Consider the following 26,557-nt stretch of genomic DNA (forward strand, 5'->3'; position numbering starts at 1 on the left):
TTCGGAGATTAGTCGCAATCTAATCTCCGAAGAACGATAGGAATTTTAGAGCGAAGCTATTGCATTACACCAATGCGGGTTCCGGTAAAGCACCTTGCATCCGGCTTAACCAGTCAATTAAGTTCGTGAGCTGTTGATCGGCACTGAGCGCACCTAAACCGCGAACCGTAACTTTTCCAGCCATGAAGACAAAGCGCGATCGTAGATGCTCCGGTAGATTCTCCTTCAGCAAATTCCAAGCCGGTTCTTCCATCGGAGTTTCCAAAATAACGTGCTGCTTGCCTTCGGGCTTGATGCGAGAGAAACCAAGCTTTTTAGCGATTTGCTTCAGTTCCATGACTCTAAGAAGCTGTTGAGCCGCGATCGGGATTTGACCATAAAGATCATTCCAGTCGGCTGCGACTTGCACCAATTCAGCTTTTGATTGTGCCGCCGCGACCGCACGATAAGCACCCATTTTCTGATCTAAGTCTGGAATATAATCGGCAGGAATAAATGCTGTGAGACTGAGATCAATCTGCGTATCATCGACTTGCGGGATTTCTTGACCGCGGATTTCCTGGATTGCTTCTTGCAGCATCTCCATATATAGATCAAAGCCGATCGCATCCATCTGTCCAGATTGTTCTGCACCGAGTAAGTTACCCACTCCTCGGATTTCCATGTCTCGCATGGCTAACTGATAACCCGATCCAAGTTGAGTAAACTCTTGCAGAGCGCGGAGCCGTTGACGGGCTGCATCTGAAAGTTGATGTTGTTTCGGATAGAACAACCACGCGTGGGCTTGAATGCCTGCACGTCCAACTCGACCTCGCAACTGATAAAGCTGCGATAAGCCGAATTTCTGAGCATCTTCGATCAAAATGGTATTCACTCTCGGAATATCTAAGCCGGATTCGATGATGGTTGTACACAGTAACACATCGGCTTCACCTGCGCCGAAGGTTAGCATCACTGCCTCCAGTTCAGATTCAGGCATTTGACCATGCGCGATCGCAATTCTCACACCCGGAATCATTTCCCGAATTCGAGCGGAGATTTCTTCGATGCCTTCAACACGCGGAACCACATAGAAGACTTGACCGCCGCGGTCGAGTTCTTGCCGAATCGCCGATCGCACCATTTCACCGTCGTAAGGTGATAGATGCGTTTTAATCGGACGACGAGAAGGCGGCGGCGTAGTGATTAAGCTCATTTCCCGCACCCCCGAGAGCGCCATGTACAAGGTTCTTGGAATCGGAGTTGCACTGAGCGTGAGAACATCAACTTGAGTCTTCAGGGATTTGATTTTCTCTTTTTGATTGACTCCGAATCGTTGTTCTTCATCCACCACCAACAATCCTAAATCTTTGAATGCAACGCCTTTCCCTAAGAGTTGGTGTGTTCCGACGACAATATCTAATTCTCCAGTAATCATGCGGCGCTGAATGTCTTTGCGCTCTTCAGCCGTGCGGAATCGGTTGAGCAATCCAACTTGGATCGGGTAAGGTGCAAAGCGTTCTTTCAGGGTGTGATAGTGCTGTTGGGTCAGAATTGTTGTCGGTGCAAGTAATGCAACTTGCTTTCCGGCGGTGACTGCTTTGAAAATAGCTCGAATGGCGACTTCAGTTTTACCAAAGCCCACATCACCGCAAACTAAGCGATCCATTGGTCGATCGCTCTCCATATCCACCTTGACATCCTGAACTGCTTTTAACTGATCCGGTGTGGGCTGATACGGGAAAGAATCTTCCATTTCCTGCTGCCACGGCATATCAGACGGATAGGTAAATCCTTGTTGCTGTGCCCGTTGTGCATAGAGTTGCAACAGGTCAACCGCAACCTTTTTAACTGCTTTACGAACTTTGCTCTTGGTTTTTTCCCAAGCTTTGCTCGACATTTTGTTTAGTTCAGGTTTCGCATCTCCCACACCGCGAAAACGGGAGAGTGACCCTAACTGATCGGCTGCAACTCTTAACAATCCATCTGCATACTTCAGAACTAAGTATTCACGAGTTTCATTGTTAATTGTTAAGCTTTCAAGCTTGAGAAACTGTCCAATTCCATGACTTTTATGAACAACGAAGTCTCCAGGCTGTAACTTATTGGGATCAACTTGTTTCGATGCAGCACGACGACGCTTACGAACATAAGTCGGTGTTGCTAAGGTTTGCTGTCCGAAGAACTCTTTATCAGTAACAATAACAATGCGGAAGGTTGGTAAGACAAATCCTTCAAGTTCCGCTAAGCCAGAGTATTTAAGAGCAACTGGAATATGCTGTGTTTGGAGCTTGTCGATCGCCAGAAAGTCCTTCTGATTCGGCACAAACTGCGCGGGACAATCATGCTCTTGCAACAATGCGACTGATCGCGACGGTTGCGCCGAAACGAGCCAAATTGCAAAGTTACGATCGCGCTCTTGCCGCAGGGTTTCTGCCAGTCGCGCAAACTGATGCGGAATCGCGGGAACCGGACGACAAGCCAGATTTAAGCCATTCTTTTCTTCAGCAAGCTCATTAAGAGTCATGCGATCGAACCGTTCAACCTCAATCAAAGCAGAGTCTAAGGTTCGATGAATTTTCGGCAAGGTGGGTTTGACTTCTTGCCATTGTTCTTCAACGTGTTCAACCCAGCGATCGCTATGTGCCTGGGTCATTTCAGGTTCATCGATCGCGATGATTGTATTGCTAGATAGATAATCTAATAAAGATGCAGGACGATCGAACGCTAACCCTAAAAAGCGACGCATTCCCTCAATGGCTACGCCCTCTGCAAAGCGCTCTTGATCTTCGGGCGAAAGATATTCAAGAACAGTCTCATCTAATGCAGATTGAATGATCGGACTAAAGCTAGTTGGTGTTAAAGTGACTTGCGTAACGCGATCGAGCGATCGTTGTGTTCCTGGATCAAACTCGCGAATCTGATCTAACTCATCCCCGAATAGCTCTATTCGCACCGGTAATTCTGCTGCAACGGGAAACACATCAATAATGTCTCCGCGTCGGCTCCATTGTCCTTCGGTTTCAACTAAGTTCGATCGTTCATAGCCCAACTTCGCTAACGTATCGCTCAACTGTCCGAGGTTGATTTCTTTGCCCTTCTCCAGCGTCACGAAGTAGGGCGTAAACGCTTCAGGCGGCGGCAAATGCGGTTGAAGGGCGCGTTCGGTCGCGACGATCGCTGTTTTTCCCGTTCCCTTCACCAAATCTGCCAGCGTTTGCAACTGTCCCCAAGTCATCTCAGCTTCAGGATCAAACGGCTCATACGGAGACGATTCTGAAGTCGGATAAAAATGCACCGTATCCCAGCCCATCGCATCCATCTGAGCGCTCCAGCGTCCCGCTTCTTCCAGCGTTGCCGTAATCACTAAGAGCGGTCGATCGCTTGCCTGTGCCAGTGTTGAAGCGACAATTCCTTTTGCCAAGCGAGATAAGCCACTGAGATTCAGCGTCGAGTGTTGATTAAGTTTGCTGAGCAGTTCGGTAGTGAGCGGCGATCGACCGAGTGCGCGAGTAATCGAAGAAAAAGCCATGTCGGGCAGAGAATGCTTAATGGGTCTTTACATTCTACCGAATTGAGTTTCTGCTGACAGACGGAAGACCGAACGACCGAAAGAAATCACCATTCAGAGATAGACTAATACAGTCCGTTTTCTCTCGGTGAAGTGCCAATTTTTGGATGAATTCGTTGACCTCCGACCTGCTGATTATTTTGTTTCTGACGCTGGCAAACGGGCTATTTGTCATGTCTGAGCTGGCGATCGTGTCTGCCCGCAAAGTCCGCCTTCTGCAAAGCGCGAATCAAGGTGATACCAAAGCGAGAGTCGCCCTGCATCTGGCTGAGCAGCCGAATAATTTTTTAGCGATCGTCCAAGTTGGAATTACATTAATCGGGATTGCGTCAGGTGCATTCGGGGAGCAAGCTTTAACGCGTCGGTTAGAACCCTTTTTCCAATCCGTGCCATTGCTTGCGCCATACAGTCAAGCGCTGGCGTTTGGAATTGCTATTCTGAGTCTGACTTATCTGACGCTGATCGTCGGTGAACTCGTTCCCAAACGACTCGCACTCAACTCGCCGGAAGTGATTGCAACTTGGGCAGCCGTACCGATGAGTTTGATGGCAAAAATCGCAGCGCCGATCGTTTATCTGCTCAGCACGTCTACCAATATTGCGGTTCGATTTTTGGGCATTCGTCCGTCGGATGATCCGCCTGTCACCGAAGAAGAAATCCGCGTGATGATCGAGCAGGGCACAGAGGCGGGAATGTTCGAGCAGGCAGAAGAAGACATTATGAAGCGGGTGTTTCGGCTGGGCGATCGTCGCATTAGCTCATTGATGACTCCCAGATTAGAGATTACTTGGATTGATCTGGAGGATTCGATCGACGAGATTCGTCGCCAGATAACAGAAAGCGCCCATGCTCGATTTCCCGTTTGTCAGGGTGGATTAGATCACTTGCTCGGTGTGGTGCAAACTTATGATCTGTTGGTTAATCTCATGTCGGGGCAGTCGCTTGAGTTTACCAGTTCGCTCCAGACTCCGGTGTTTGTGCCAGAAAGTACCCGCGCCCTGAAAGTATTGGAATTGTTTAAGCAAACCGGAACTCAGATTGCGTTTGTGGTCGATGAGTATGGGGTGATTCAGGGACTGGTGACGCTGACGGATGTGTTGCAGGCGATCGTCGGAGACATTCCCACAGTTGAGGAGTTAGCAGAACCGCAAGCGATTCAGCGCGAGGATGGTTCTTGGCTACTGGATGGAATGCTGCCCATTTATCAATTCAAAGAGATTTTAGACCTTGAAGACCAAGAGCTTCCCGGAGAACAGCGAGGTAGCTATCAGACGTTGGGCGGTTTTGTGGTGATGTATTTGGGACGCATTCCCACCGCTTCGGATGCTTTCGAGTGGGAAACACTCCGGTTTGAAGTGATGGATATGGACGGCAATCGCGTGGATAAAGTTTTAGTTGAGGCTGCTAAGTCCTACGGAACAATCCAAGAGATGTAACACTTAAGCGAACAGCGCATGAATCGCTAACCAAATACAAGCAGGATTGTTGCTGGTATAGCTCACCCGATGTTTTTGGTGGGCTGGAATCAATAGATAATTTCCTGCTTTGAGATCGATCGTTCTCCCATCCTCATACATTAACTGCGCTTCACCCTGCAATAGCAACACCCATTCATCGCGGGGTTGATCGTACCATTCACCCTCCGGCGTGGTTTGTCCAGTTGAAATAATGCGTTCAACTAATAGCTGATCGGTTTCAATTAATGGCTCAAATAGTTCTCGATCGAGCGATCGCTCCCCAATCTCAAAGATGTTTCCAATCATACCTACCCTTGAATTGCTGCGATTACGACCTGAGCAAAGTTGCCCCACGTGGGTTTAATCTGAAGTCTTGCAAAACATCGCGAACAATTGAGCAAATTCCGATGATCCGCAAACCAAACCGGAGTCAGCGGCATTCGGAACGGTGCATACAAGACAGATTTTTGGGGTCGATCGAGAAAGCAAGCGTTATGCACAAAGCCTTGACCGGATTGAATATCGTTCGCATCATTGCCTGGATAAGCCCCCCAAGTCAGTTGAGGCACGCCGAAATTGGCAGCCGACCAAGCATTCACGCCGATCGCGCCATACTTCAAATTCGCAACCGCATCTTCTACGTTTGACTTCGACAAAATTACGCAGGACAAATTGCCCCAAATTTTCTCATTAGCAAAGGGAACGACACGATCGAGAAATTCTTCTGCGGTCGTCGCGTCTAAACTCGCCTCAGCCAGAACTCCACAAAAAGCTTCGTTCTGTAGCGCATAATCATCCTCAATATTCGGAATGAATGTCCACGGTACAATCGCTTCCGTGCGAGTGCCGAAGATTTCAGCTTGGGGATAACGATCGAGAAATGTCTGGTAGCGCTGTTGCGCCCCTGGATAGTAAGCGTTGCGGCTGGGAGTTTTGGCGAGTTCTTCTCGGATTAGATCGAGGAAACGATCGCGCAGTTTCCACCCGCTTGCCGTCACAATCACCTGTGCAGCCACACAGTTAAAACTGGCATTGTTGACTACCATACTCGCGACATGACGAGCTTGATAGCTTAACTCCGACTCAGACCAATCACCGGGAACAATCAAAACCGGAGTGACACAGCCTAGCTCAGAGGTGATCGGCTTCGGCTGAGGGAGTGATTGGACGATCGCTTCATAAGTATGATGCGACCCCGTGATGTGAATGGTGGCAATTTTTGGATGCTGACAAAGAAATGCGCCGACATCAGCGCCACCATAGACAATTTGCAGAAAACCATCCGCGATTAACGGCTCAAACGCTTGCTCTAAAAACTTTCCGACATAAGCATTGACCGGATTCATCTTCAGCAAAACGACTTGATTTTCAGCAAATAGCTTGTGAATTGCATCGAGCGGCGGCGTTGCTCCGACATTCCCCGCTCCCAAAACCAGCGCAATCCCTCCAGTTTGAGAAACCTGACGAGATTCAAAGTCCCCCACTCGTGAGGAATTTAGGGGGCTTTCTGCGTCTTCAGCCGCACCTCGATCGAGCCAAACTTCTCCCCGAAACCCAAACCAAAGCAATCGATCGAACCAGTTATCGGGGAACACCCGCGCAATATTATTTTCGATTTTTGCAGTTCGTCCTTCGAGTGTTCTGACGATCGCCCGCAGCATCGTCAAGGTCGCTACTGCTCCGGTCAGATATTCTTCACCTACCCACTTTGGATCAAATCCCTTCGCCTCGCACGCCGCGATCGCCCACGGCTCTGCAACCGCCATCACACCCTGCATACACCGCTTCAGATAATCAATCCGCGCTGCCGTTTTGACCTGGAGCCACGCAGATTTCCGAGAATCTAGTAAATCGATCGCACATTCGATTTGGGTAAACATTTCGTAGGTCAAAATCGTAATGACTATGATATAGTTGTTAAAGTTTCGTGATCCTAATACGAAACCCGCTACTCTTGCAAGGAGAATTAAATCCCATGACCCAAGAAGGATGCTTGCGTGTCGGTCAGAGCGCACCCGATTTTGCTGCTACCGCCGTCATCGATCAAGAATTCAAAGACATTAAACTGTCTGACTATCGTGGCAAATACGTGGTGCTGTTCTTCTACCCGCTCGATTTTACCTTTGTTTGTCCGACCGAAATTACCGCATTTAGCGATCGCCACGAAGAGTTCAAAGCGATCGGCACCGAAATCCTTGGAGTATCAGTCGATAGTGCGTTCTCGCACCTCGCTTGGATTCAAACCGATCGTAAATCGGGTGGTGTGGGCGACTTGAACTATCCATTGGTTTCAGACATCAAGAAAGAAATCAGCACCGCTTACAACGTGCTTGATCCTGAACAAGGAATTGCACTGCGCGGTCTGTTCATCATCGACAAAGATGGTGTGATTCAACACTCGACAATCAACAACTTGTCGTTTGGTCGCAGTGTGGATGAAACGCTGCGGACACTGCAAGCGATCCAATACGTACAATCGCACCCGGATGAAGTTTGCCCCGCAGGTTGGAAGCCCGGTGATCAAACGATGAATCCTGATCCGGTGAAGTCGAAGGAATACTTCGCAGCGGTTTAAGCATTCTAGACAGGCTGAGTATTGCCCCTAAGGTTAAGGTCTTGGGGGTTTTATTTTGCCAGTTTTATTGTTTATTGCAATCGTGCGATCGTCTCATACCAAATTGATTTTTGAGTGCGACAGATCTCGGAAGCCCCCTAAATCCCCCACGCGTGGGGGACTTCAATCCCAATCTGTTTCGGGTTCTCAAAGTCCCCCAGTATGGGGGATTTAGGGGGCGAAGGATCTGTCGCATTAATAAATTGATTCGGTATCAAATAGCCTTCTTTTGATAGACGGCATGGCTAGATCAGGAGTTCTATAACAGTTGTGATGAGATCAAACCGATAGCAATGACTGTAGAAGTTTTAAGGAAAAGCGACATGATGGCGCATTTACTGGATGCGCTGGATGCAGGGGAAGACATCGGACATTATGGGCGGTTAGTGTTTGCGATGATTGCGCGGCATTTCTTGTCAAAAGAAGAAGTGATTGAATATCTCCTGAAGGACAAGGACTGCGACGAAACCGAAGCAAAATCGCTTTACGAGCAAGTTCAGGGCAAAGATTACAACCCGCCGAAGCGTGATCGTATTCTCGAATGGCAACAGCAGCAGGACTTTCCCATCTGCCCGAATTCCGATGACCCAGATGCTTGTAATGTTTACCGCGATTTAGAGTTTCCGCAGCACGTTTACGAACATATCTCAAGCTACTACGCGCATAAGGCTTAGCTACTTGTTGGGAGTGAGGAGTCTTATCCTCTACTCCCCAACTTCTAACCGCCCATACCCGGAATCAACCCGCCGCCTAGCCGTTTCAGCGCCCGATTTGCTACATCTGCATATCGCATTTCACCGCACATAATCTTGCCGAGTCGATCGGTCGCAGTCGGACGCTTCACACCCACTTTGTAGCCAATTCCCGGCACACGATAAAACAGATTCGCTAGCCGTTGTGCCCAAACCATGTCGCTACCCCACTCGCGCTGAATCGTTTCGGTGTATTGCGCCAAGGCAGATTGATCTCCATTCAACGATTGATCGATCGCTTCTGCCGCTTTCATACCACTATACATCGAAGGACGAATCCCTTCAGCCGTCATTGGATCAACGATCGCAGCCGCTTCTCCTGCCAACACTGCATTCTCAGTATGCAGTGTTTGATCGCCATCCCAAAATACGATCGGATGCGTGTAAATCTGTGCGCCACTGGTATTAAAGCCTGCTTCCTTTGCATACTTCGACAAAGCAGCGTTAAAATCCGTGCGATCGTCCCCTCGAAATGAGGCGGTTCCAGCAGAGAATCCTTCTGCTTTCGGTAAATTCCAGATAAAGCCGTTTTTCAGCATTCCGAAGTCGAACTGAGCGGTATTGCCGATCGCTTGCGGCGCTTCCATTACCGCACCCATGCGGGTTTTGCGTTCTTTGAATCCGAGCCATTTTGCCATCGATCCTTTTGCACCGTCGGCAGCAATGAGATATTTAGCTTCTAAGGTTCCAGCCGTTGTGTTGACTTGCCAGTGATTGCCTTTAAATTCGATGCCTGTGACTGCGGTTGCATCTTGGAGTTTCGCGCCTGCTTGCTGTGCCTGCTGCATCAAATACTCATCAAATCGATCGCGCTGCACCATCCACATTGGCTCAGGTGTGTTTAGCGTTGCATTCACTGGATCGCCAAGCTTCCAGGTATAGCGAATCGAATTCACTTTACGCGAGATCACGGGGCTGAAATCGAAATCGAACCATTGAGCGATCGCAGGAGATACCCCACCGCTACAGGGTTTATAGCGGGGGAGGGCTTCTTTTTCCAGCACTAAAACAGAGCGCCCACGTTTGGCAAGATGATAGGCAGCAGTTCCTCCGGCGGGGCCTGCTCCGACAACAATACAATCAAACATATGCTGGAACCTCACTCCTACGTCAACGCTATGTAGATTATTCAAACGTTCAGCTCGTGATCCGAACTGTTTCGGTAATTCACAGAAATGCTCTGCTAGTGTACGTTAGATTCTAAAAAAATTCCGGCGTTTCCTCAGCTTAGGAGAGCAATCATCATCAAGTATTTACAAATTTCCCGATGAACTCTGTAAGGGGATGCTTGAAAAGTCTTCGATCGTTATCTCGAAGCGAAGAGACTTTCTAGATGTTTCAAACATCATCTAAGTTGCCGAATGATTTGAACGAGCAGGCTAAAAGAGTGCGAATTATCGCTCTAGCCAAGCCCGCATTTTACCTGGATTTAATAATCCGTAGGGATCAACTTTTTCTTTGAATTGAAGTTGCGCTAAATCCACCATTTTCATCCCACCATCTTCGATCAAATAGGTATGAGGATTGAAAATAAACGCGCCTTTTGATTCATGATGAGCGATGATTTCATTCAATCGTTCTTCAGTCGAATACCGCACCAATTGTAGCGAAGCCGGACGCGCCGTTCCCCCGACCCTCAAAAACTCCAAGTGCATCATCACTTCATCACCATAGTGATGATACATCTCTTCTAAAAGCGTCAGATTCTTGTCATCTGGAAATAGCGTTTGTAGATAAGTAATCGACGAATCAACACTGCGAGCATGAAGCGTTGTATGATTCCAACTGTACTCAGCTAAAGCAAATCCTTTTCCTGCATCTTCAGCATTTTTTTGATAAGAAATCTCACCACCGAATTCTTTTACAAATTCATTGAGCGGCTCTAAACAAGTCTCAGAAACAATCAAAAGCGCACAACTTTTTCTGCTCGGAATATAGCTTTTCAATGCCGCGAAATAGTTCGGAATGGGATCAGCGCAAATGCACACCAATTTTTTGATCATGCCGTCCGCATCGCTGAGAGATTGCCCAAATCGAGCCGCGCTCATAAAATTCGAAAAGGTCACAATCACTTCTGCCCAAGGATAAGCAGGCGCAAGCGGAATCTCTAGTTCCGTGATAATTCCATTCGTGCCATACGCATGAGCGACTTGGTACACAGCATCCCCGCGCAATTCCAGCACTCTTGGCTGATCTTCCATCGTCACTACTCGCACCGCCAGAAGATTACCTCGATCGCGCAGTTGTCCATAAGTCACCGAGCCAATTCCGCCGCTACCGCCACCGATAAACCCACCGATCGTTGCGGTGCGATAGGTGGACGGAGCCATGCGAATTTCCCAGCCGATCTCGCGGGTTTGTTTGTCGATCGCCGCTAGTTTCGCACCTGCCTCGACTCGCAGCAAACCAGGCTTCATCCATTTCACTGCGGTCATTCGAGTTAAATCCAGAATCACGCCGCCTTCGAGTGGAATACATTGCCCGTAGTTTCCGGTTCCCGCACCCCGCACGGTGAGGGGAACGCGATATCGAACACACGCCTGCGCCACTTGTAACACTTCTGCTTCATTCACTGGACGCACTACCACATCGCCGAATTTGTCCTGCAATTGAGGCTGCAAAACTGGGCTGAAATGATAGTAATCCTGCGAGAGTTTTGCGACTTGGCTTGGCTCGGTGATGAGATCAAGTCCTGCCAAATCTGCTAAAACCGATGCGATCGCGTTAGAAGTGGTGGTTGCCATCCTGCTGTCCTCATAGTCTTGTTTCTGACTATAAAGGGATTTTTCGCTTTCAACTGTACTTGCGATCGCAAAATTTCTAATAAAAAACCCTGATCCGAAGACCAGGGTAAATAATCAGGGTGCATCTACCACTCCACTATTCCCAAAGTGGGAGAGCTATCCGGAGGATTCGCAAAATTTCTAATAAAAAACCCTGATCCGAAGACCAGGGCAAATAATCAGGGTGCATCTACCACTCCACTATTCCCAAAGTGGGAGAGCTATCCGGAAGAATTAGCGACGTTTTTGAGATTTAAATCGACGATCTCGCTCTCTCTGAGGAGCCTGAGACGATTTACCGAATGCAGCGTTGTAGATTTTCTCGTTTGCCTCGGCAGATTTGAATAGATCAACGATTGGATTCGGATAATCCACGCCTAAGCGCACGTTAAATCGCTGCTGCTCCACAGACAAAAGCTTCCAAGGCTCATGAACTTTAGCAGCGGGAACCTCTTTCAGCGCTGAGAGCCAGTGTTTCACATAGGAGCCGTCTGGATCGTAGTCCTTCGATTGCTTGATGATGTTGAAAAACCGAAATCCCCGCGCATCATTTCCGACTCCTGCGGTGTAGTTCCAGTTGCCCCAATTGCTACAGACATCGTAATCAATCAGTTGAGACTCGAACCATTCTGCGCCCCACTGCCAATTGATTCCCAAATTTTTTGTGAGAAAGCTGGCAACATTTTGCCGTCCTCGATTCGACATAAATCCGGTCGCGGCAATTTCCTGCATATTCGCATCTACAAGCGGAAAGCCCGTTTTTCCTTCGCGCCAAAGTTCAAACCGATCGACATCTTCTTTCCAAGCGATCGGAACACGTTGTAAGCCCGATCGATAAAAGATTCGATCGCCATGTTTCGCCACAATAAACCGAAAGTAATCGCGCCACAGCAATTCAAAAATCAGCCAGTAAGTTGAGTCGTTCCGCACCCGCTTCGATTCATAGTCTTGAACTTGCGAATAGATGTAGCGCGGCGACAAACATCCCAAGGCTAACCATGCTGAGAACTTAGAAGAGTAATCGACTCCCAGCATTCCGTTGCGCGTTTCTTTGTAAGCCTTGAGTGCATCTTGATTCCAGAAATACTCCTGAAGCCGAGCCTTTCCCGCTGTTTCACCGCCCTTGTACGGAATCATGCCTCTTGGATCTGGTTCTGGTGCTTCGAGTCCAAACACACTCAACGCTGGAATCTCACCTGGACTAATCTCCGGCAATTGCGGCAGTCGCTCTGGAGTCGGAAACACTTCGTACACAGTCGAAGACTTCTCAACCTGCTTGCGGAAACTCGTAAACAGTTCTGGAGTCTCGCTAATCTCGAATGGCAAATCATCACGATGATAAAGCGTCTGTCCCCAAAATTCTTGGGTTGAGACACCGATCGCTCTCAACGCCTCACTTAATGTCTTTTCAACCTCCGTTTCTTCGGAAGTAACTTCGTGATAGTAATAAACCAATTCAACGTTCAATTCTTTGGCGATCGCCGGAATCACTTCTTCGGCTTTCCCTTGCCGCACAATCAAATCGCTACCGAGCGATCGTAAGTTCTCCCGCAAGTCCGCAACGCTTTCGAGCAGAAACTGCGCTCGGATTGCCCCAGTTTTGGGAAATCCATACGAAGTCGTGCCAAACTGCCTCGGCTCAAAACAATAGACGGGAATAACACTTGCACCGGATCGAAGTGCTTTTACTAACGGTTCATGATCATGAATCCGTAGATCATTGCGATACCAAATAATAATCCGCTTCTCTGCCACGATCGAGCCTTGTAAACGCTTCACGTCGATCGTAACGTTTCCAAACAAGAGCGCGATCGTCAAATGGACGATCGCTTAATGTTGGCTCTTCACAAGCCGAGACTCTAGCCTGCAAAAGCCGATAAATTCTGCAACGGACTCAGCAATGCGGGAATGAATCCCTGTAGGATTTGAAGCGCAAAAATCGCCAAAATTGCTGAGAAATCGATTCCACCCAGCGGCGGAATGACGCGACGAAATAGATTCAAATACGGATCAGTCAACTGGCTCAAAATCGCGAAGGGTTGTTTATACCAGTCGATATTCGGAAACCAACTGAGCAAAATGCGAATAATCAGCAGGGCAAAGTAAATTCCCAGAAACCGATCGATCGTTGTAGCAAGCAAAATGACTGGACTCATATCCTTTCCTTTTGGTGTAGGGAATGTGATTCACTCTCAGAACAGTTTAAGCGATCTTTTTTGTTCTTGTACTCTTGCTGCGGAAGCACGTCATTCTTCTCGAATAATTTCTCGCGCTCCGGGCAAATCGTTCTCAATGGCGCGTCCGTTCACGTTGCCTAACTGCTGGCGCACATCATCGATCGCATCATTCAGTTGAGCAATTTTATCTTCTAAACCTCGACGCGCTAACTCAATATTTTGCTCGGTTGAGGGACGCATCCGGCGTTTTGGCTTGGGCAGTTCTGATTTGGCTTGAGGGTCTTCGGTTTCTTCTGCAAATCGTTGCGCGGTTACGACCGAGCCGATAATCCCGCCGACAATGCCACCGACGATCGCACCCAGAACAAATCCACCAGAAAAATTATCTTGTTGACTCATACGGCGATCGTTCCTCAAACTCTATAGAATTCTATTGTATCGATCCTCAAGTCCCAAAGATCCGATCGCCCGCATCTCCCAATCCGGGGACAATAAATCCGCGATCGTTCAGCACTTCATCAATCCCTGCCGTGTAAATGCTCAAGCTCGGATAAGCCGCACCTAATTTTTGCAGGGCAGGTGGAGCGGCAACGACTGCAACAATTCGCACAAAAGCTGGATCAATTCCGCGCTGAGTTAATTCTTCCATCGCTCGAATTGAGCTTCCACCCGTTGCCAACATTGGATCAACGATCAAAACTCGCGTTTGCGGATCAAAGCGATCGGGCAATTTATTCAAGTAGCAACTCGCTTCGAGCGTTTCTTCATTTCGCACCAGTCCCAAATGATAAATCGATGCTAAGGGTAGCAACGACTGTGCGCCATTCAGTAAACCGAGTCCAGCCCGCAGAATCGGTACGATCACGACCGGGACTTCAGAATTGACAAAGGTTGCCGGACAGGGAGCGAGAGGAGTTTCGATCGTGGTGTCGATCGTTGGCAACCATTCGCGCACGGCTTCATACGTGAGCCACCGTCCTAATTCTGTGATTGCACTGCGAAATATCGTTGAGGGTGTTTCAGCATTCCGAGCGACACCAAGCCAATGTTTGATCAGGGGATGGGGTGGAACGTATACACGCAGTTGCGGACTCATAAGCGCTCATCTTGAATAATCTGAATCATCATACTCCTTACTGCTTCAATATTTTCGGTGATAGGTTGAAAAATTGCGCGATCGTCGCTGCCGATTTTATTGAAATACTTTCTCATTAGTGTTGACAAAGTTTTTCAACAAGCCGTATAGTAATTTTCAGTGTTCTCCTCTCTAGAGGATCGGCGGGCGCAAACAACGATGAGTTTTGCGTCCGATTTTTTTATCTATTAAATTTATTAGCAAAACGCGCAGGGCGAATAGCACTTAGCTTCCAGAAATTGGAGTCAAATTGTTAATCAGTTTGTGAAATGAGCCGCTACTCTAGCCGCACGATCGGGAGACGGGTTTGAGAGATTCTGAAATCCTGATCCGTTTTAGAAATAGAACTGTTGCGGCGATGGGCAACAGCACAAATTAGTTAGAAAATCTGTATTCGAGCCTTGAATCCCATTACGGCGGCAGGTGTTAGCGGATTAAACGGAAATCCCCTCCCTGCTTCGCGGCTACCGTGTACACACAAGTCGTAACTCGCTTCGTTTGAGTCGGCTTTAGCCCCTAAATCCCCCAAAATGGGGGACTTTGAACTCGGAGTTTTGGATCGAAGTCCTCCATTCATAGGGGATTTAGGGGGCAGAGGATTTCTGCGGTAACAGATCAATCAACTTGTGTGTACACGGTAGCTGCTTCGCGGAGGAAAGAGGGATGAGATGTTGCGGCAATGACGAATCGATGTCTTGAACACTGTGAAGCATTGCTGAGTCCAGGACAAAAAGTGAGAACCTCTCTCATTACTTAACTCTCGCTCTCATCCTGACGCTTCTAGCCCGTTACGACCTCAGCCGATCGACGCGCTTGCACTTCCAGATAAACAAGCAGGGCATTCACATCAGCCGGATTCACGCCTCCAATTCGGGAGGCTTGCCCGATCGTCAGAGGGCGCACTTTAGACAGCTTTTCTCGCGCCTCCTTGGAAAGCGTTTCAATCTCGTTGTAATTTAGCGTTTCTGGAAGTTTGCGATTTTCTTGTCGGCTGATTTGTTCGATCTGATGTTGCTGGCGTTGAATATAGCCTGAATATTTGATATCAATTTCAGCGCCTTCTTTCTCAAACTCGTTTAAGTTCGCATTCCCTAAACCATAACGATGGAGATCAGCATAGTGAAATCCAGGACGACGCAAAAGATCGGCAAGCGTGATTGATCCTTTAATTGCCTGCTGTGTATTTTGTGCGATCGCTTTCCCGATTTCGTCATGTTCTTTGACTCGCGTTTCGTGCAATCGCTCTTTCTCTGCGGCGATGTTTTCTTGCTTTTGAGTAAACAATGCCCAGCGTCGATCGTCGATTAATCCTATTTCGCGCCCTAACGGGGTTAGGCGTTGATCGGCGTTGTCTGAGCGTAAGATCAATCGATACTCCGATCGGGAAGTCAACATCCGATAAGGCTCACGCAGATCTTTGGTGCAGAGATCATCGATCAGGGTTCCGATATAGCTCTGTTCACGCGGGAAGATCACCATTTCTTGATTGCGGCAGAATCGTGCGGCATTAATTCCAGCCACTAACCCTTGAGTCGCTGCCTCTTCGTAACCTGTTGTGCCGTTGATTTGACCCGCACAAAATAGACCGTTGATCTTCTTCGTCATCAAGGTTGGGTAACACTGCGTTGCTGGAAGATAGTCATACTCCACCGCATAAGCAGGACGCAGCATCGCGCAGTTTTCTAAACCGGGGAGCGATCGTAGCATTTGCAGTTGAATTTTCTCAGGCAGTCCGGTTGAAAAGCCTTGAATATACAGTTCTGGAATGTCGCGTCCTTCTGGCTCGATAAAGATTTGATGGCTCTCTTTGTCGGCAAATCGCACGATCTTGTCTTCAATGCTGGGACAGTATCGAGGCCCCTTCGCATCTACCCAGCCTCCATACACAGGTGATAGATGCAAATTCTCGCGGATAATCCGGTGAGTTTCAGCAGTGGTGCGCGTCAAATGACAATCCATCGGTTCACGTTCGACCCAAACTTCTGGATCGAAGCTAAACCAGCGCACTTCTGGATCGCTCGGTTGGCGTTCTAGGACATCGAAGTTTACCGAGCGGCGATCAACCCGCGCAGGTGTGCCTGTTTTTAAGCGTCCGGTTTCAAAGCCGAAGCGATTCAGCGTCTCGGTTAAGCCGATCGCCGCAAACTCTCCCGCACGTCCCGCGTCCATCGACTTGTTGCCGACCCAAATCTTGCCGCCGAGAAACGTTCCGGTCGTCAGCACAACCGCTTTGCACTCAAACGCCACACCGAAGTAAGTCTCAACGCCGATCACTTCATCGTTTGCGTTCAACACCAGATCCGTCGCCATGCCTTCTCGGATCGTCAGATTTTCCTGATTCTCAACGATATTCTTCATCACGGAGGCATATTCGCGCTTGTCGGTTTGCGCTCGTAATGCCCACACCGCAGGGCCACGCGACGAATTGAGAATTCGCTTTTGCAGATACGTGCGATCGGCGATTTTGCCAATCTCGCCGCCGAGGGCATCCGCTTCATGGACAAGCTGAGATTTTGCCGGGCCGCCAACTGCTGGATTACAAGGTTGCCAAGCGATTTTGTCGAGATTCAAAGTGAGCAGCAATGTCCGACAGCCTAAGCGTGCAGTCGCAAGCGCCGCCTCGCAGCCCGCGTGTCCGGCTCCCACAACGACAACATCATACGCATCAAGAAACTCTACGCTCATAACTCTCTCGGACGATCGGTGCAATTTCTATTCTAGAGGGCAAGTTGAAACTCAAGCAGGATACCGGAAATCTTAGGGAAATCTAGAATTAGGCATAAAAATAAGATACCGTATAAGTACAAGCGTCCTATGAATATGATGGCTGACCTCTCTCCTCCTAAACAGAAGCTGTTAGATTGGCTCGAAGACCATATCGATCACTATCACTCTGTACCGTCTTACGATGAAATGGCAGTCGCATTAGGCTACAAGTCAAAAGACACAATCCGCTACCATCTAGCGGATTTGAGAGATGCAGGCTACGTGGCTTGGAGAGAAGGAGCCGTAAAGTCACTGATCATTTGCAAGCCACGATCGCGCAACATTCCGATTCTGGGTGTAATTGCAGCAGGCGGACTGGTCGAAACTTTTGCAGAGTCAGAAGTTGAAGAATATGTCGATGTTTCTACCTTGCCGCATTTTGCTGGAAAACGACGGCAGCAGATGAGTCAGTATTTTGCGCTACGGGTTCGAGGAGACAGCATGATCGGAGCCGCGATCGCAGATAACGATGTGGTAATTCTGAGAAAAGAACCGGAACCCCGCACAATCAAAAACGGCGATATTGTCGCAGCCCGATTTGAAACACAAACGACCTTAAAGCATTTGTTTTGGAGCGGTGATCAGATCTTCTTGCAACCTGCAAATCCAAGCTATCCCGTCATTGAGAAACAAGCGGACGAAGTGACGATCGAAGGCGTATTCGTCGGCTTGGTACGCGGTTTGGTTTAACTGGAAATCACCTTCTGTTTAGCCCCCAGGGTAGAGATTCCCCTAATTTGAAACTGAAACAATAGAACCATCTGTCTCAAAGTGAATTCTATGACTTTCAGTTTCTTTGATTTAATCTGGGTATTCTTCATTTTTTCTTCACTGCAACCGCTATGGCAACGGCGGCAAACTGAAACGAGACGGTACAACACGCTCAAAGACATCGAACGTAAGCGCAATAGCCGCGTAATCTTACTGGTGCATCGTCAAGAGTCGATTAGCCTGTTGGGAATTCCGCTCTCTCGCTACATCACGATCGAAGACTCTGAACAAATCCTGCGGGCAATTCGCCTCACGCCGGCGGATGTGCCGATCGATCTGATTCTGCATACGCCCGGTGGACTGGTACTTGCAACCGAACAGATCGCACGCGCTCTGATTCGCCACCCTGCAAAAGTCACCGTGTACGTGCCGCACTATGCAATGAGCGGTGGAACGATGTTAGCGTTGGCAGCAGACGAAATTGTGATGGATGCTAATGCGGTGTTAGGCCCCGTTGATCCGCAGTTGGGCAACTTCCCCGCAGCCAGCGTTTTGAAAGTTGTAGAAGATAAGCCGATCGGAGACATCGACGATCAAACGTTAATCATGGCGGACTTGTCGCGCAAAGCGATCGCGCAAGTTCAGCGCTTTGTTCGTACCTTACTGAACGACACAGTTCCGAATCCCAAGATTGCGTCTGAGAAGGTAGAAGCGGTGATCGATGCGCTCACCACCGGAAGAGTTACACACGATTATCCGATTACCGTGGAAGAGGCTTCAGAGCTTGGATTGCCGATCACCGTCGGACTCGATCGCGAGATCTACGACCTGATGGAACTGTATCCGCAGCCTCAAGGCGGTCGTCCTTCGGTGCAATACATTCCGCTGCCTTATGAGCGCCGTCCTTCCTTGCCAGAGCCGAAAGGAAGACCACTCCCAGAAGCAGCACGGCTTCGGGATTAATCGAGCTGGCGTTAATCTCTGCCTTTCTTGAAGTGCCCTTGTGCGATCGCATCGGAATTGATGCGATCGCATTTTTTACCCAAACATTACTAGCTGCAAATTCAAGTGCTCACCTTAAACATTTGCACCGATTGTTCCAGTGATTTCGCAACGCTGACCGTTTCTCTAAGTGAACTGGAAACTTCGAGCGATGAACTTGAGGTATGTTTTGCCACTTGAGCGATCGTAGTCATCAACTGCGACACTGTACCTGAGGTACTTACCTGTGACACGGTTGCTTCCGAAATCGATTGCACAATCTGATCAATCTGTTGCGACACCTGCATAATCTGCTCTAAGCTCTGTTTCGCCGATTCCACGGAATGACTCCCCGTCAACACCTGAGCGGTACTCTTCTCCATCGCGTTTACCATCTCGACCGTTTCTTGCTGAATCGTCGTCACCAACTGCGAAATCTCATGCGTTGCCGCAGAAGCCCGACCCGCCAAAGCGCTCACTTCTTCTGCGATCGTGGCAAATCCCTGATGTTCCTCGGTACGGCTCGCTTCAATTCCAGCATTTACCGCCAACACATTCGTCTGCGTTTCGATCTGATTGATTAACAACACAGCTTTTGAGATTTGCTGAGCAGATTCTCCCAGCCGTTTCACCTTTTTCGCCGCTTCGCTAATCGATTGCTTTAGCTCGTCCATGCTCTCAGCCGTTTGATTCACGGCGAACTTACCCGCTTGTGCCGTCAGCGCTGCGGTATGACTCACTTCGGCAGCCTGCTTGGCGCGTTCTGCAACCGTGTGAATCGATCGCACCATCTGATCAAGACATCTCAGCGTCACTTGAGTTTCTTCCGCTTGCTTGAGCGCATCTTCAGACAGCGATCGCACCGCAACCTCATGCTGGCTCAACGAAGCATTGACTTCTAAAGCACTATGTTTGACTTGTTTCACAATGCGTTGGAGGCTTTCGACGATCGTATTAAAAAAGTCGGCCACGGTACCAATCTCTGCACCGCTCACGGTTGCCCGGACGGTTAAATCGCCGTGTGCCGCTTGTTCTGCTTGCTGCATCAATTCGAGCAGTTGCGCTTGCAAGACTTCTCGCTGCGCTTGACGGTCTTGAGCCAGAGCAGCTTGCGCTTGCGCTGCTTCGCGCTCAGCCGCTAACTTGACTTGCTCGATCGCGTATGCCAGATGTAGGGCAACTTGCATAAATAAACTGATCTCCGAGGGTTGCCACTGACGCGGCGCGCTGCATTGATGCACGACCAGCAATCCGATTAAGTTGCCTTCCACCACCATCGGCGCAACAATATTCGCTTTCACCTCGAAGGGTTCTAACTGTCCTCGGTAACACGGATCAAGATCTGCTTCAGCAATGTTCGGAATCGCATGAACCCGACCTGCGCGATACTTTTCGACATAGTGTTCTGCAAAACAAGGATCAGCAATTCTCGCACCGAGCGCTGCTGGAAACTGCATTGCGACCGATTCAGCAATCACGCTGCCTTGCCAGTTCTCGTCAAATAGATAGACGATCGCACGATCGACATTCAACAGATACCGAACCTCTTGAACTCCGGTTTGGACAATCTGATCAAAATCAATCGATTTGCGAATGTTGAAGGCGGCCTGATTAAGCTGCTGTAGCTGATCTACGTTTTTCGATTGTTCGCGCATCGAGTGTTCGATCGTTTCTGCCATGTGATCAATCACTTGACCAAACGCTGCAATCTCGTCGCTGCCTTTGACATTTAGTCGGGTGCTGAAATCGCCGTCTGAAAGTTTCCGCACCCGATTTTTCATCAGACTGATGCGACGAGTTAAAGCATTGGCAAGCAGGATGGCGATGAATCCAGAGGCGATCGCGGTTCCGCTACTCATGAGCAACACCCACAGGCGCGAAGGTTCCGAAATCTGCTCGGCAGGAGCGCTGAGAATAATGCGCCAGTTCAGCTCCGGTAGCTGCTCGATTGGGGCGATCGGGGCTTGAGTCAGAAACAAACGGCGCTGTGTTTGGTCGTTTGTCCAGAACTTACTTTGTAGAGTGCGTGAATCGGCAAAGCTGTTTAGGGCGCTTGAATTTGAGTTGGAAGCAATTACAAAGCGATTGGCACCATCAGCAATGCTATAGGACTGCGGCGCTATGGAAACGAGGTCTGCAAGGTTACGAGTGGGTAGAGTGGCTCGGACGATCGCAATAGTTTTTCCGGTCGTACTCTCTTGGATAGGTTGGCTGAAATACAGCACCGTCTGGTTTTCATTTTCGGTCGCAGCACTCACGCTCACTCGATTCGCTTTGAGTGCTGCCTGAAAGTAAGACTCTTGCGCTTGGTTAGGGATGATCTGCGGCTGAGTTTGCAGCAGAGCAGTTCCGTTTAGATCGAATATCACAATGTTGCTATAAGCGCTATAAGCCTGAGTTGCTCGATCGAGCGCAATGGCGCGATCGGCGGGAAGCAAGCTATCCCAAACTTTCGCATCATTCAGCATGGGAAGCGTTGCGATCGTGCTAATTTCTGCCTGTCGCTGCTTAATATAGTATCGGACGGCATCGCTCGTCATTCTGGCGCTGAGTTGCTGAAGCTCGATCGCTTGATTGACAGCATGATCGTTTAATCGATAGCTCACAACACCCACCGCCAAAGTCGGCAGCATTCCAAGCGCGATCGCGATCGCAGCGACTTGATGTCTAAAGCTCAGGGGGCTAAAGCGGGATGACAGCGGGTTGAATAGCTTTGAGGATTGGGCAGTTCCTTCTGCTGCATCAGCTGACGCAGCAGGAACAAAGCGCTGGAGCGAATCAATTTTGAACATAGTACAGGCATTCCTTAGAACGAATTCAGGAACAGAATCCACGCTGGGGTCTGAAGTGACGAATTGAATTCAGTATTTCTACGGTTTCCATTCGTTAGCAGAGATTGTGTCACTAATGCCTTACTCTGTCGAGAGTTTTTAGCGCATTCTTTTTCCAACTTCACTCTATAGACAATTTAGAAAAAAACTGTTATGCGACTTCGATCGTCTTGGGATCGCAGATTAAACAAACCCTGGATCTACCCTCACCCTAGCTCTCTCCTGCAGGAGGGGGAAACAGGAGTCTAGATCCCTTCTCCCCAGCAGACCTGTTTCATTCTTCTCAAATGATTTTCTCATCTGCGTTCTAACCGATTTGCCCTCATTTCCAACCCTTCTCCCGCTACGGTGTATACACATCTCTTTCTCGCTGCGTTTGAGTCAGCTCCCTAAATCCCCCACGAGTGGGGGGCTTTGAAGCCAAAGCTTCGAATCGAAGTCCCCCAGAATGGGGGATTTAGGGGCTGAAGCCGATGACAACGAAGTGAGAAGAAGATGTGTATACACCGTAGTCCGCCATGCGGTAGGGAGTGTCAAGTTTAGTGAGGCTTGTCTACTTAGCTTCACCCGGATCAAAGCATCTTATGGACTGAGTAAGATCAATTGCTGTGATTGCAGCGATCGTACCAACTCCAATGAAAGCGAAACTTCAGAGAGAATGTCTTTCACAGATCGCGTTTGATTGCCATCGCAAGCCTTGAGAAATGCAAACTCATCCTCGGACAAGTTAATGATTTGGTAGTCGTAGTTAAACAAACAGCGACTTTCCCAACCATCCATACAAGGGCTCCGCTCAGGAATAGCATTCAACAGCGCTTCGTCGGAACTCCAGTCCGATCGCGGTAACTCTCCTTTACTCAGAAAGAATTCATAGTGAGTCACGGACTCTGGATCGAGCAGTTCAATCAAGCGGTATCGTTCTCGATCGCTCAGTTGTTCTGCCCGTTCTAATAATTCGGGATGATTGAACAATCGCAACGCTTCCCACTGACGCGGATTAGAAAAGCCCAGGAATTCTAAGCCCGAAGCATCAATCAACTCAAACAGGGTATGAATGTTGTAATCGACTTCTTGCGGATGCACATACATATCGGCAAAACATTCATCTCGCGTATTTTCCATCGACCAGCGCTCCTGCTCCCGGCGCACCAGACGATTATTCGGAGGCAACGACGCGAAAAGTTGTCGCCCGATCGCAACTCCTTCCCGGTAATTCGAGCGATCAGACTGCAACAGCGCGATCGCTTCTTGCATTAGTTGAATTTCATGTCGTCCCAATTCTGAATACACAAAGATGTGCATCAATCCACCAGGCGCAAGTTTGGCAGAGAGCGATCGAATCCCCCGAATCGGATCGGGTAAATGGTGCAGAACTCCAACGCAGTTGATTAAGTCAAACTGTCCTGACAATTGATCCGCATCGTAAAGGCTGAGGTGATGGAACTCGACGCGATCGGCTCCCGATCGTTGACAGCGTTCTTGTGCAACCGACAAAGCTCCCGAACTCAGATCGATTCCAGTGACATGAGCCTGGGGATTTAAGTGAACGAGATATTCAGTCCCTACACCTGTTCCACAGCCTGCGTCTAAAATTCGGACATCTTGGCGAGTTGGTTTTTGTCCGGTGCAAAAACTGTAAGCAGCAAGCCAATTCCAGCGCCAGTTATATCCGGGCGGTGGCTCATCTAATAAAGGCTCTGGGGGAAAAGGATACGTATTATAAAGCGCAGCAACCGCAGCACTAATCGTTTGAGAGTCTGACATAGTTAGGAAAAATCACAGCAAGCCGATATAGATCTAGTCTCTCATTCGATGCGCCCCTGTGACGGGAAACCGTCCTGTTGCGAATCGATCGAGATTTGCCACAATGGACGTAAGCGGAACCGATCAGGCTACACAAAAAATCATGGATAACAATAATTGGATCACGCAGCTTCTGATGTTGGGTGTGGGGACAACTTCTCTGGTTACCGAAAGACTCAAACAAGTGGGTGATCAGTGGGTAAAAGACGGCAAGCTAGACCCTGAGCAAGCAAAGGGCTTTGTTGATGATTTGATGACTCAATTGAAAACCGAGCAGGGCGGATTTGAAGCTCAGATGCAGCGTCAGCTTCGCAATATGCTGATGGATCTCGGTGTACCGCGTCAAGCCGAGATGGATGAATTGCGGGGACGACTCGATCGCTTAGAACGCCAACTGCGCGATTTAGAAAATAAGCTCTGGAAATAGTGTCAGAATTAGAAAGCACATTCGAGAGGACTGATCGATGAGAGAGATTTTGATCAGTTTTGGTGTAATGGTGGTTTGCGTAGTGCTGCTGATTGTGGCACAAGTAACGGGTTCGCGGGACAGTGCGATCGCGGCAAACCTAACCGAAACCGAGACTGCTCCTGTTGTTCAAGTGGCTCAAGCTGCTGATCTTAAACCTATGACAACTCCTAACGCAGAGAATAAAGAAACGGTCACAACAGCTTCTGGACTGAAATACACCGAGGTTGTTGAAGGAACGGGCGCGACGCCCCAAGAAGGTCAAGTCGTGACGGTGCATTATACGGGCACGTTAACCGACGGAACGAAGTTTGATAGTTCCCGCGATCGGGGTCAGCCGTTTAAGTTCAAGATCGGTGTGGGTCAAGTGATCAAGGGCTGGGATGAAGGAGTCGGCACGATGAAAGTCGGCGGACGAAGAATGCTGGAGATTCCACCAGACTTAGGTTATGGCAGTCGCGGCATTGGCCCGATTCCACCGAATGCGACACTGCTCTTTGATGTGGAATTGCTTAAGGTTGGCTAAGTCGCAATTTAGTGATTTTTCAGGCTCTTCAGTGTTAGTGCTGGAGGGCTTATTTTTATGGCGAAATGCTTGATGACACAGAGCCATCGAAGCGCTTTAATCGTTCGTCTTCACATCTGATGATGGTCAAATCTTTTAAGAAGTGTTAACTTATGTATCGTAATCTTTCTTCTGAAAGAGGGAATGGACATGGAGAAAAAGGCAAAGTTTGGGTTTACCAATTTCGCTGAAAGCTGGAATGGTCGCTTGGCTATGCTTGGCTTGGCGATCGGTCTTGCGACTGAGCTAATGACCGGAAAAGGCATTCTCGCTCAGTTGGGCTTGATGTAATTCTCACTGGGTTTATCGTTATGCGCCTGGGGTAACGTTACCCCAGGTTTTTTAGCGCCTTTGCCACCAAACCACACCAGCACTCACAAAGCCGAATAAGGGCACAAGTCCTAACGCTAAAAATCCAATCAGCACAGCTTGTTCATTGGTGAGAACAATGCGGCGATTTCTCACTTCTTTGGGACGAATGGAGAGCGGCTGGAGTTGGTCTTGACTCAGCCAGGTAACGGAATTGAGAAAAACATCGCCATTAAGCTGCTGATTGAAAAAGCCGTTGACGACAAAGGTGGAATTGCCGAAAATGATCATTCTCGCGGGTTTGGCAGGTGAGGCTGTGGGGCTTGGAGAAGGGGAGGCAGTCGGGCTTGGACTAGGGGAGGGAGACGGGGAAACAGTCGGCGTAACGATGCGTTCAAGCGCAACTCCGATCGCTAAGGGCCCTGGTCGATCGCCGCCGTCTAGCTTAAGGGGTTGCTGCTTGATGTTGGATTCTGCCCAGCTTTGGGGATCGGTTAGCAAAAGTGGGGTCGCTTGAATGCCTGGGGTCTGGGTAATGTCGATCGGACGTGCGATCGGGTAGAACGAAATACCGTTGCCAAAGTCTTTGGTGATAGGGTGAGCACCGTATTGCGTGACGACAGCCACAGCGGGGCCTGCGTTGGTTAATCGCTGATCGGGTGCGTTAATAGCAATGCGATCGTCGAGTTTGACTCCCCAAGTTCCAAGCAGCGCATCGAGACCCGATTTAATGTTGGGGTCGATCGCAATGAGCAAGTTTCCACCCTGATTTGAGTAATCTTGGAGGGCTTTCACTTCACCTTCTGCCAGGGCGCGAGTCGCACCGACAACGAGAACCACAGAAGCATCCGCTGGCACTTTCCCCAGTTGAGCCAGATTGAGCGGTTCGCTGGTAAAGTTCTTTTCTTCTAAAGCTTTGACCGAGTTAGAAATCGCCCCTTCTCCGTCGGTGAGCGATTTTTCTCCGTGACCTTGAAGGAAATAGGCTTTAGAGCGTCGATCGCTCGTAATCTGCAAAATTCCATTCGTGACCCGATTTTCAGAAAGTCTAGCTTGCGAGGAAATGCTTTGCAGAAATTGGCGGCGCTTGCTCGATTGCAGTTCGATAAACACATCGCGATTATCGCCTGCATTCTTAATCCCAAACGCTTGCGCTAGACCTGGATTTGTCTGAGGATCAATGTACTCAAAGGTAAATTTCGGCGTTCTGCGCTGATAGTTTTCCAGTAAATCGACATCTTGAGGATTGCGATCGCCGGAGAACACCCAAACCTTTACGCCTTGCTGCATTTCTCGCAAAACTTGCTGAGATTCGGGCGACAAGGTGAAGAGCCGAGATTCGGTTAAATCAATTCGTTGTGCCGATCGGACTGCGAGGAAGTTAATCAAACCAAGAATCACGAGAACCGCGATCGTACTCACGATCGCATTGGTGCTGGCTTGCGTCGATCGTCTTCTCCAAAAGCTTGGCTCTAATGGATCTTTGAAGCGTCCCATTAGTAACATCCACAAGCCGATTACTACAATTCCTGCGATGATCAATCCGGTTGGAATCGCTCCCCAAGCTCCAGAGATAATCCCAGCGGAAATGCCTGCAAGAATTAGCATTGCGCCCGGTAGAATCAGAAATTTTACGAAATTTAAGCGTCTTTTCATA

21 protein-coding genes are annotated in these 26,557 nt (G+C 48.9%); 8 read left to right on the forward strand and 13 right to left on the reverse strand.

Annotation, left to right across the window (positions count from 1 at the left end; all coding sequences use genetic code 11):
* Positions 1-64 precede the first annotated feature (64 nt).
* Positions 65-3,511, reverse strand: a complete 3,447-nt coding sequence (mfd, locus tag NC981_RS20420; protein ID WP_348244614.1) for a transcription-repair coupling factor — start codon at positions 3,509-3,511, stop codon at positions 65-67.
* A 146-nt stretch (positions 3,512-3,657) separates the two neighbouring features.
* Between mfd and NC981_RS20425 the strand changes: the two genes are divergently transcribed.
* On the forward strand, positions 3,658-4,986 hold the full coding sequence (locus NC981_RS20425) for a hemolysin family protein (RefSeq protein ID WP_348244615.1): 1,329 nt from the start codon (positions 3,658-3,660) through the stop codon (positions 4,984-4,986).
* 3 nt (positions 4,987-4,989) lie between these two features.
* Here NC981_RS20425 and NC981_RS20430 read toward each other — a convergent pair whose 3' ends face one another.
* Both NC981_RS20430 and NC981_RS20435 read right to left on the reverse strand, forming a co-directional pair.
* The gene (locus tag NC981_RS20430; RefSeq protein ID WP_348244616.1) at positions 4,990-5,313 is read right to left on the reverse strand and encodes a cupin domain-containing protein; all 324 of its coding nucleotides are present in this window, start codon (positions 5,311-5,313) and stop codon (positions 4,990-4,992) included.
* Between the two features lie 2 nt (positions 5,314-5,315).
* A complete protein-coding gene (locus NC981_RS20435; RefSeq protein WP_348244617.1) occupies positions 5,316-6,887 on the reverse strand; it encodes an aldehyde dehydrogenase family protein in 1,572 nt (523 codons plus the stop codon).
* Positions 6,888-6,982: 95 nt separating this feature from the next.
* Here NC981_RS20435 and NC981_RS20440 point away from each other — a divergent pair, with 95 nt between their 5' ends.
* Complete coding sequence (locus NC981_RS20440) at positions 6,983-7,582, forward strand: peroxiredoxin (protein ID WP_190375200.1); 600 nt, start codon at positions 6,983-6,985, stop codon at positions 7,580-7,582.
* A 332-nt stretch (positions 7,583-7,914) separates the two neighbouring features.
* Positions 7,915-8,295, forward strand: a complete 381-nt coding sequence (locus tag NC981_RS20445; protein WP_348244618.1) for a hypothetical protein — start codon at positions 7,915-7,917, stop codon at positions 8,293-8,295.
* A gap of 44 nt (positions 8,296-8,339) precedes the next feature.
* Here the strand turns inward: NC981_RS20445 and NC981_RS20450 are convergent, their stop codons facing one another.
* The 7 genes from NC981_RS20450 to mnmG form a co-directional block, all read right to left on the reverse strand.
* Positions 8,340-9,461, reverse strand: a complete 1,122-nt coding sequence (locus NC981_RS20450) for a geranylgeranyl reductase family protein (RefSeq protein ID WP_348244619.1) — start codon at positions 9,459-9,461, stop codon at positions 8,340-8,342.
* Positions 9,462-9,767: 306 nt separating this feature from the next.
* Positions 9,768-11,117, reverse strand: a complete 1,350-nt coding sequence (locus tag NC981_RS20455; protein ID WP_348244620.1) for an FAD-binding oxidoreductase — start codon at positions 11,115-11,117, stop codon at positions 9,768-9,770.
* 273 nt (positions 11,118-11,390) lie between these two features.
* Entirely contained in the window at positions 11,391-12,911 is a 1,521-nt protein-coding gene (locus tag NC981_RS20460) for a DASH family cryptochrome (RefSeq protein WP_348244658.1), read from the reverse strand.
* A 104-nt stretch (positions 12,912-13,015) separates the two neighbouring features.
* Positions 13,016-13,312, reverse strand: a complete 297-nt coding sequence (locus NC981_RS20465; RefSeq protein WP_190375196.1) for a YggT family protein — start codon at positions 13,310-13,312, stop codon at positions 13,016-13,018.
* Positions 13,313-13,402: 90 nt separating this feature from the next.
* Complete coding sequence (locus NC981_RS20470) at positions 13,403-13,732, reverse strand: hypothetical protein (RefSeq protein WP_348244621.1); 330 nt, start codon at positions 13,730-13,732, stop codon at positions 13,403-13,405.
* Positions 13,733-13,778: 46 nt separating this feature from the next.
* A complete protein-coding gene (gene upp / locus NC981_RS20475) occupies positions 13,779-14,429 on the reverse strand; it encodes a uracil phosphoribosyltransferase (protein WP_348244622.1) in 651 nt (216 codons plus the stop codon).
* 819 nt (positions 14,430-15,248) lie between these two features.
* Positions 15,249-17,153, reverse strand: coding sequence for a tRNA uridine-5-carboxymethylaminomethyl(34) synthesis enzyme MnmG (mnmG, locus tag NC981_RS20480; RefSeq protein ID WP_348244623.1), 1,905 nt, complete (start codon positions 17,151-17,153; stop codon positions 15,249-15,251).
* Positions 17,154-17,282: 129 nt separating this feature from the next.
* On the opposite strand from mnmG, the gene lexA reads away from it, so the two are divergent.
* Complete coding sequence (gene lexA / locus NC981_RS20485; protein WP_348244624.1) at positions 17,283-17,924, forward strand: transcriptional repressor LexA; 642 nt, start codon at positions 17,283-17,285, stop codon at positions 17,922-17,924.
* A 90-nt stretch (positions 17,925-18,014) separates the two neighbouring features.
* Positions 18,015-18,908 (forward strand): hypothetical protein, encoded by an 894-nt coding sequence (locus NC981_RS20490; protein WP_190375906.1) that lies wholly within the window; start codon positions 18,015-18,017, stop codon positions 18,906-18,908.
* A gap of 101 nt (positions 18,909-19,009) precedes the next feature.
* Here NC981_RS20490 and NC981_RS20495 read toward each other — a convergent pair whose 3' ends face one another.
* Both NC981_RS20495 and NC981_RS20500 read right to left on the reverse strand, forming a co-directional pair.
* Positions 19,010-21,718, reverse strand: a complete 2,709-nt coding sequence (locus NC981_RS20495; protein ID WP_348244625.1) for a methyl-accepting chemotaxis protein — start codon at positions 21,716-21,718, stop codon at positions 19,010-19,012.
* A gap of 621 nt (positions 21,719-22,339) precedes the next feature.
* Positions 22,340-23,521, reverse strand: a complete 1,182-nt coding sequence (locus NC981_RS20500) for a class I SAM-dependent methyltransferase (protein ID WP_348244626.1) — start codon at positions 23,519-23,521, stop codon at positions 22,340-22,342.
* Positions 23,522-23,663: 142 nt separating this feature from the next.
* On the opposite strand from NC981_RS20500, the gene NC981_RS20505 reads away from it, so the two are divergent.
* The 3 genes from NC981_RS20505 (at position 23,664) to NC981_RS20515 (ending at position 24,882) form a co-directional block, all read left to right on the forward strand.
* A complete protein-coding gene (locus tag NC981_RS20505) occupies positions 23,664-23,987 on the forward strand; it encodes a phasin family protein (RefSeq protein WP_190375951.1) in 324 nt (107 codons plus the stop codon).
* 37 nt (positions 23,988-24,024) lie between these two features.
* A complete protein-coding gene (locus NC981_RS20510; protein WP_190375910.1) occupies positions 24,025-24,552 on the forward strand; it encodes an FKBP-type peptidyl-prolyl cis-trans isomerase in 528 nt (175 codons plus the stop codon).
* A 189-nt stretch (positions 24,553-24,741) separates the two neighbouring features.
* Entirely contained in the window at positions 24,742-24,882 is a 141-nt protein-coding gene (locus NC981_RS20515; protein ID WP_190375911.1) for a high light inducible protein, read from the forward strand.
* Between the two features lie 51 nt (positions 24,883-24,933).
* Here the strand turns inward: NC981_RS20515 and NC981_RS20520 are convergent, their stop codons facing one another.
* Positions 24,934-26,556, reverse strand: coding sequence for a Gldg family protein (locus tag NC981_RS20520; RefSeq protein ID WP_348244627.1), 1,623 nt, complete (start codon positions 26,554-26,556; stop codon positions 24,934-24,936).
* Position 26,557 lies beyond the last annotated feature (1 nt).

The sequence above is a fragment of the Leptolyngbya sp. DQ-M1 genome (assembly GCF_039962505.1).
Classification (GTDB): Bacteria; Cyanobacteriota; Cyanobacteriia; order Leptolyngbyales; family Leptolyngbyaceae; genus Leptolyngbya.

What these genes read in the sequence shown, in the direction of transcription:
- mfd (WP_348244614.1), bottom strand. Translation starts at nt 3,511, where the DNA reads ATGGCTTTTTCTTCGATTACTCGCGCACTCGGTCGATCGCCGCTCACT.
- NC981_RS20425 (WP_348244615.1), top strand. Translation starts at nt 3,658, where the DNA reads ATGAATTCGTTGACCTCCGACCTGCTGATTATTTTGTTTCTGACGCTG.
- NC981_RS20430 (WP_348244616.1), bottom strand. Translation starts at nt 5,313, where the DNA reads ATGATTGGAAACATCTTTGAGATTGGGGAGCGATCGCTCGATCGAGAA.
- NC981_RS20435 (WP_348244617.1), bottom strand. Translation starts at nt 6,887, where the DNA reads ATGTTTACCCAAATCGAATGTGCGATCGATTTACTAGATTCTCGGAAA.
- NC981_RS20440 (WP_190375200.1), top strand. Translation starts at nt 6,983, where the DNA reads ATGACCCAAGAAGGATGCTTGCGTGTCGGTCAGAGCGCACCCGATTTT.
- NC981_RS20445 (WP_348244618.1), top strand. Translation starts at nt 7,915, where the DNA reads ATGACTGTAGAAGTTTTAAGGAAAAGCGACATGATGGCGCATTTACTG.
- NC981_RS20450 (WP_348244619.1), bottom strand. Translation starts at nt 9,461, where the DNA reads ATGTTTGATTGTATTGTTGTCGGAGCAGGCCCCGCCGGAGGAACTGCT.
- NC981_RS20455 (WP_348244620.1), bottom strand. Translation starts at nt 11,117, where the DNA reads ATGGCAACCACCACTTCTAACGCGATCGCATCGGTTTTAGCAGATTTG.
- NC981_RS20465 (WP_190375196.1), bottom strand. Translation starts at nt 13,312, where the DNA reads ATGAGTCCAGTCATTTTGCTTGCTACAACGATCGATCGGTTTCTGGGA.
- NC981_RS20470 (WP_348244621.1), bottom strand. Translation starts at nt 13,732, where the DNA reads ATGAGTCAACAAGATAATTTTTCTGGTGGATTTGTTCTGGGTGCGATC.
- upp (WP_348244622.1), bottom strand. Translation starts at nt 14,429, where the DNA reads ATGAGTCCGCAACTGCGTGTATACGTTCCACCCCATCCCCTGATCAAA.
- mnmG (WP_348244623.1), bottom strand. Translation starts at nt 17,153, where the DNA reads ATGAGCGTAGAGTTTCTTGATGCGTATGATGTTGTCGTTGTGGGAGCC.
- lexA (WP_348244624.1), top strand. Translation starts at nt 17,283, where the DNA reads ATGAATATGATGGCTGACCTCTCTCCTCCTAAACAGAAGCTGTTAGAT.
- NC981_RS20490 (WP_190375906.1), top strand. Translation starts at nt 18,015, where the DNA reads ATGACTTTCAGTTTCTTTGATTTAATCTGGGTATTCTTCATTTTTTCT.
- NC981_RS20495 (WP_348244625.1), bottom strand. Translation starts at nt 21,718, where the DNA reads ATGTTCAAAATTGATTCGCTCCAGCGCTTTGTTCCTGCTGCGTCAGCT.
- NC981_RS20500 (WP_348244626.1), bottom strand. Translation starts at nt 23,521, where the DNA reads ATGTCAGACTCTCAAACGATTAGTGCTGCGGTTGCTGCGCTTTATAAT.
- NC981_RS20505 (WP_190375951.1), top strand. Translation starts at nt 23,664, where the DNA reads ATGGATAACAATAATTGGATCACGCAGCTTCTGATGTTGGGTGTGGGG.
- NC981_RS20510 (WP_190375910.1), top strand. Translation starts at nt 24,025, where the DNA reads ATGAGAGAGATTTTGATCAGTTTTGGTGTAATGGTGGTTTGCGTAGTG.
- NC981_RS20515 (WP_190375911.1), top strand. Translation starts at nt 24,742, where the DNA reads ATGGAGAAAAAGGCAAAGTTTGGGTTTACCAATTTCGCTGAAAGCTGG.
- NC981_RS20520 (WP_348244627.1), bottom strand. Translation starts at nt 26,556, where the DNA reads ATGAAAAGACGCTTAAATTTCGTAAAATTTCTGATTCTACCGGGCGCA.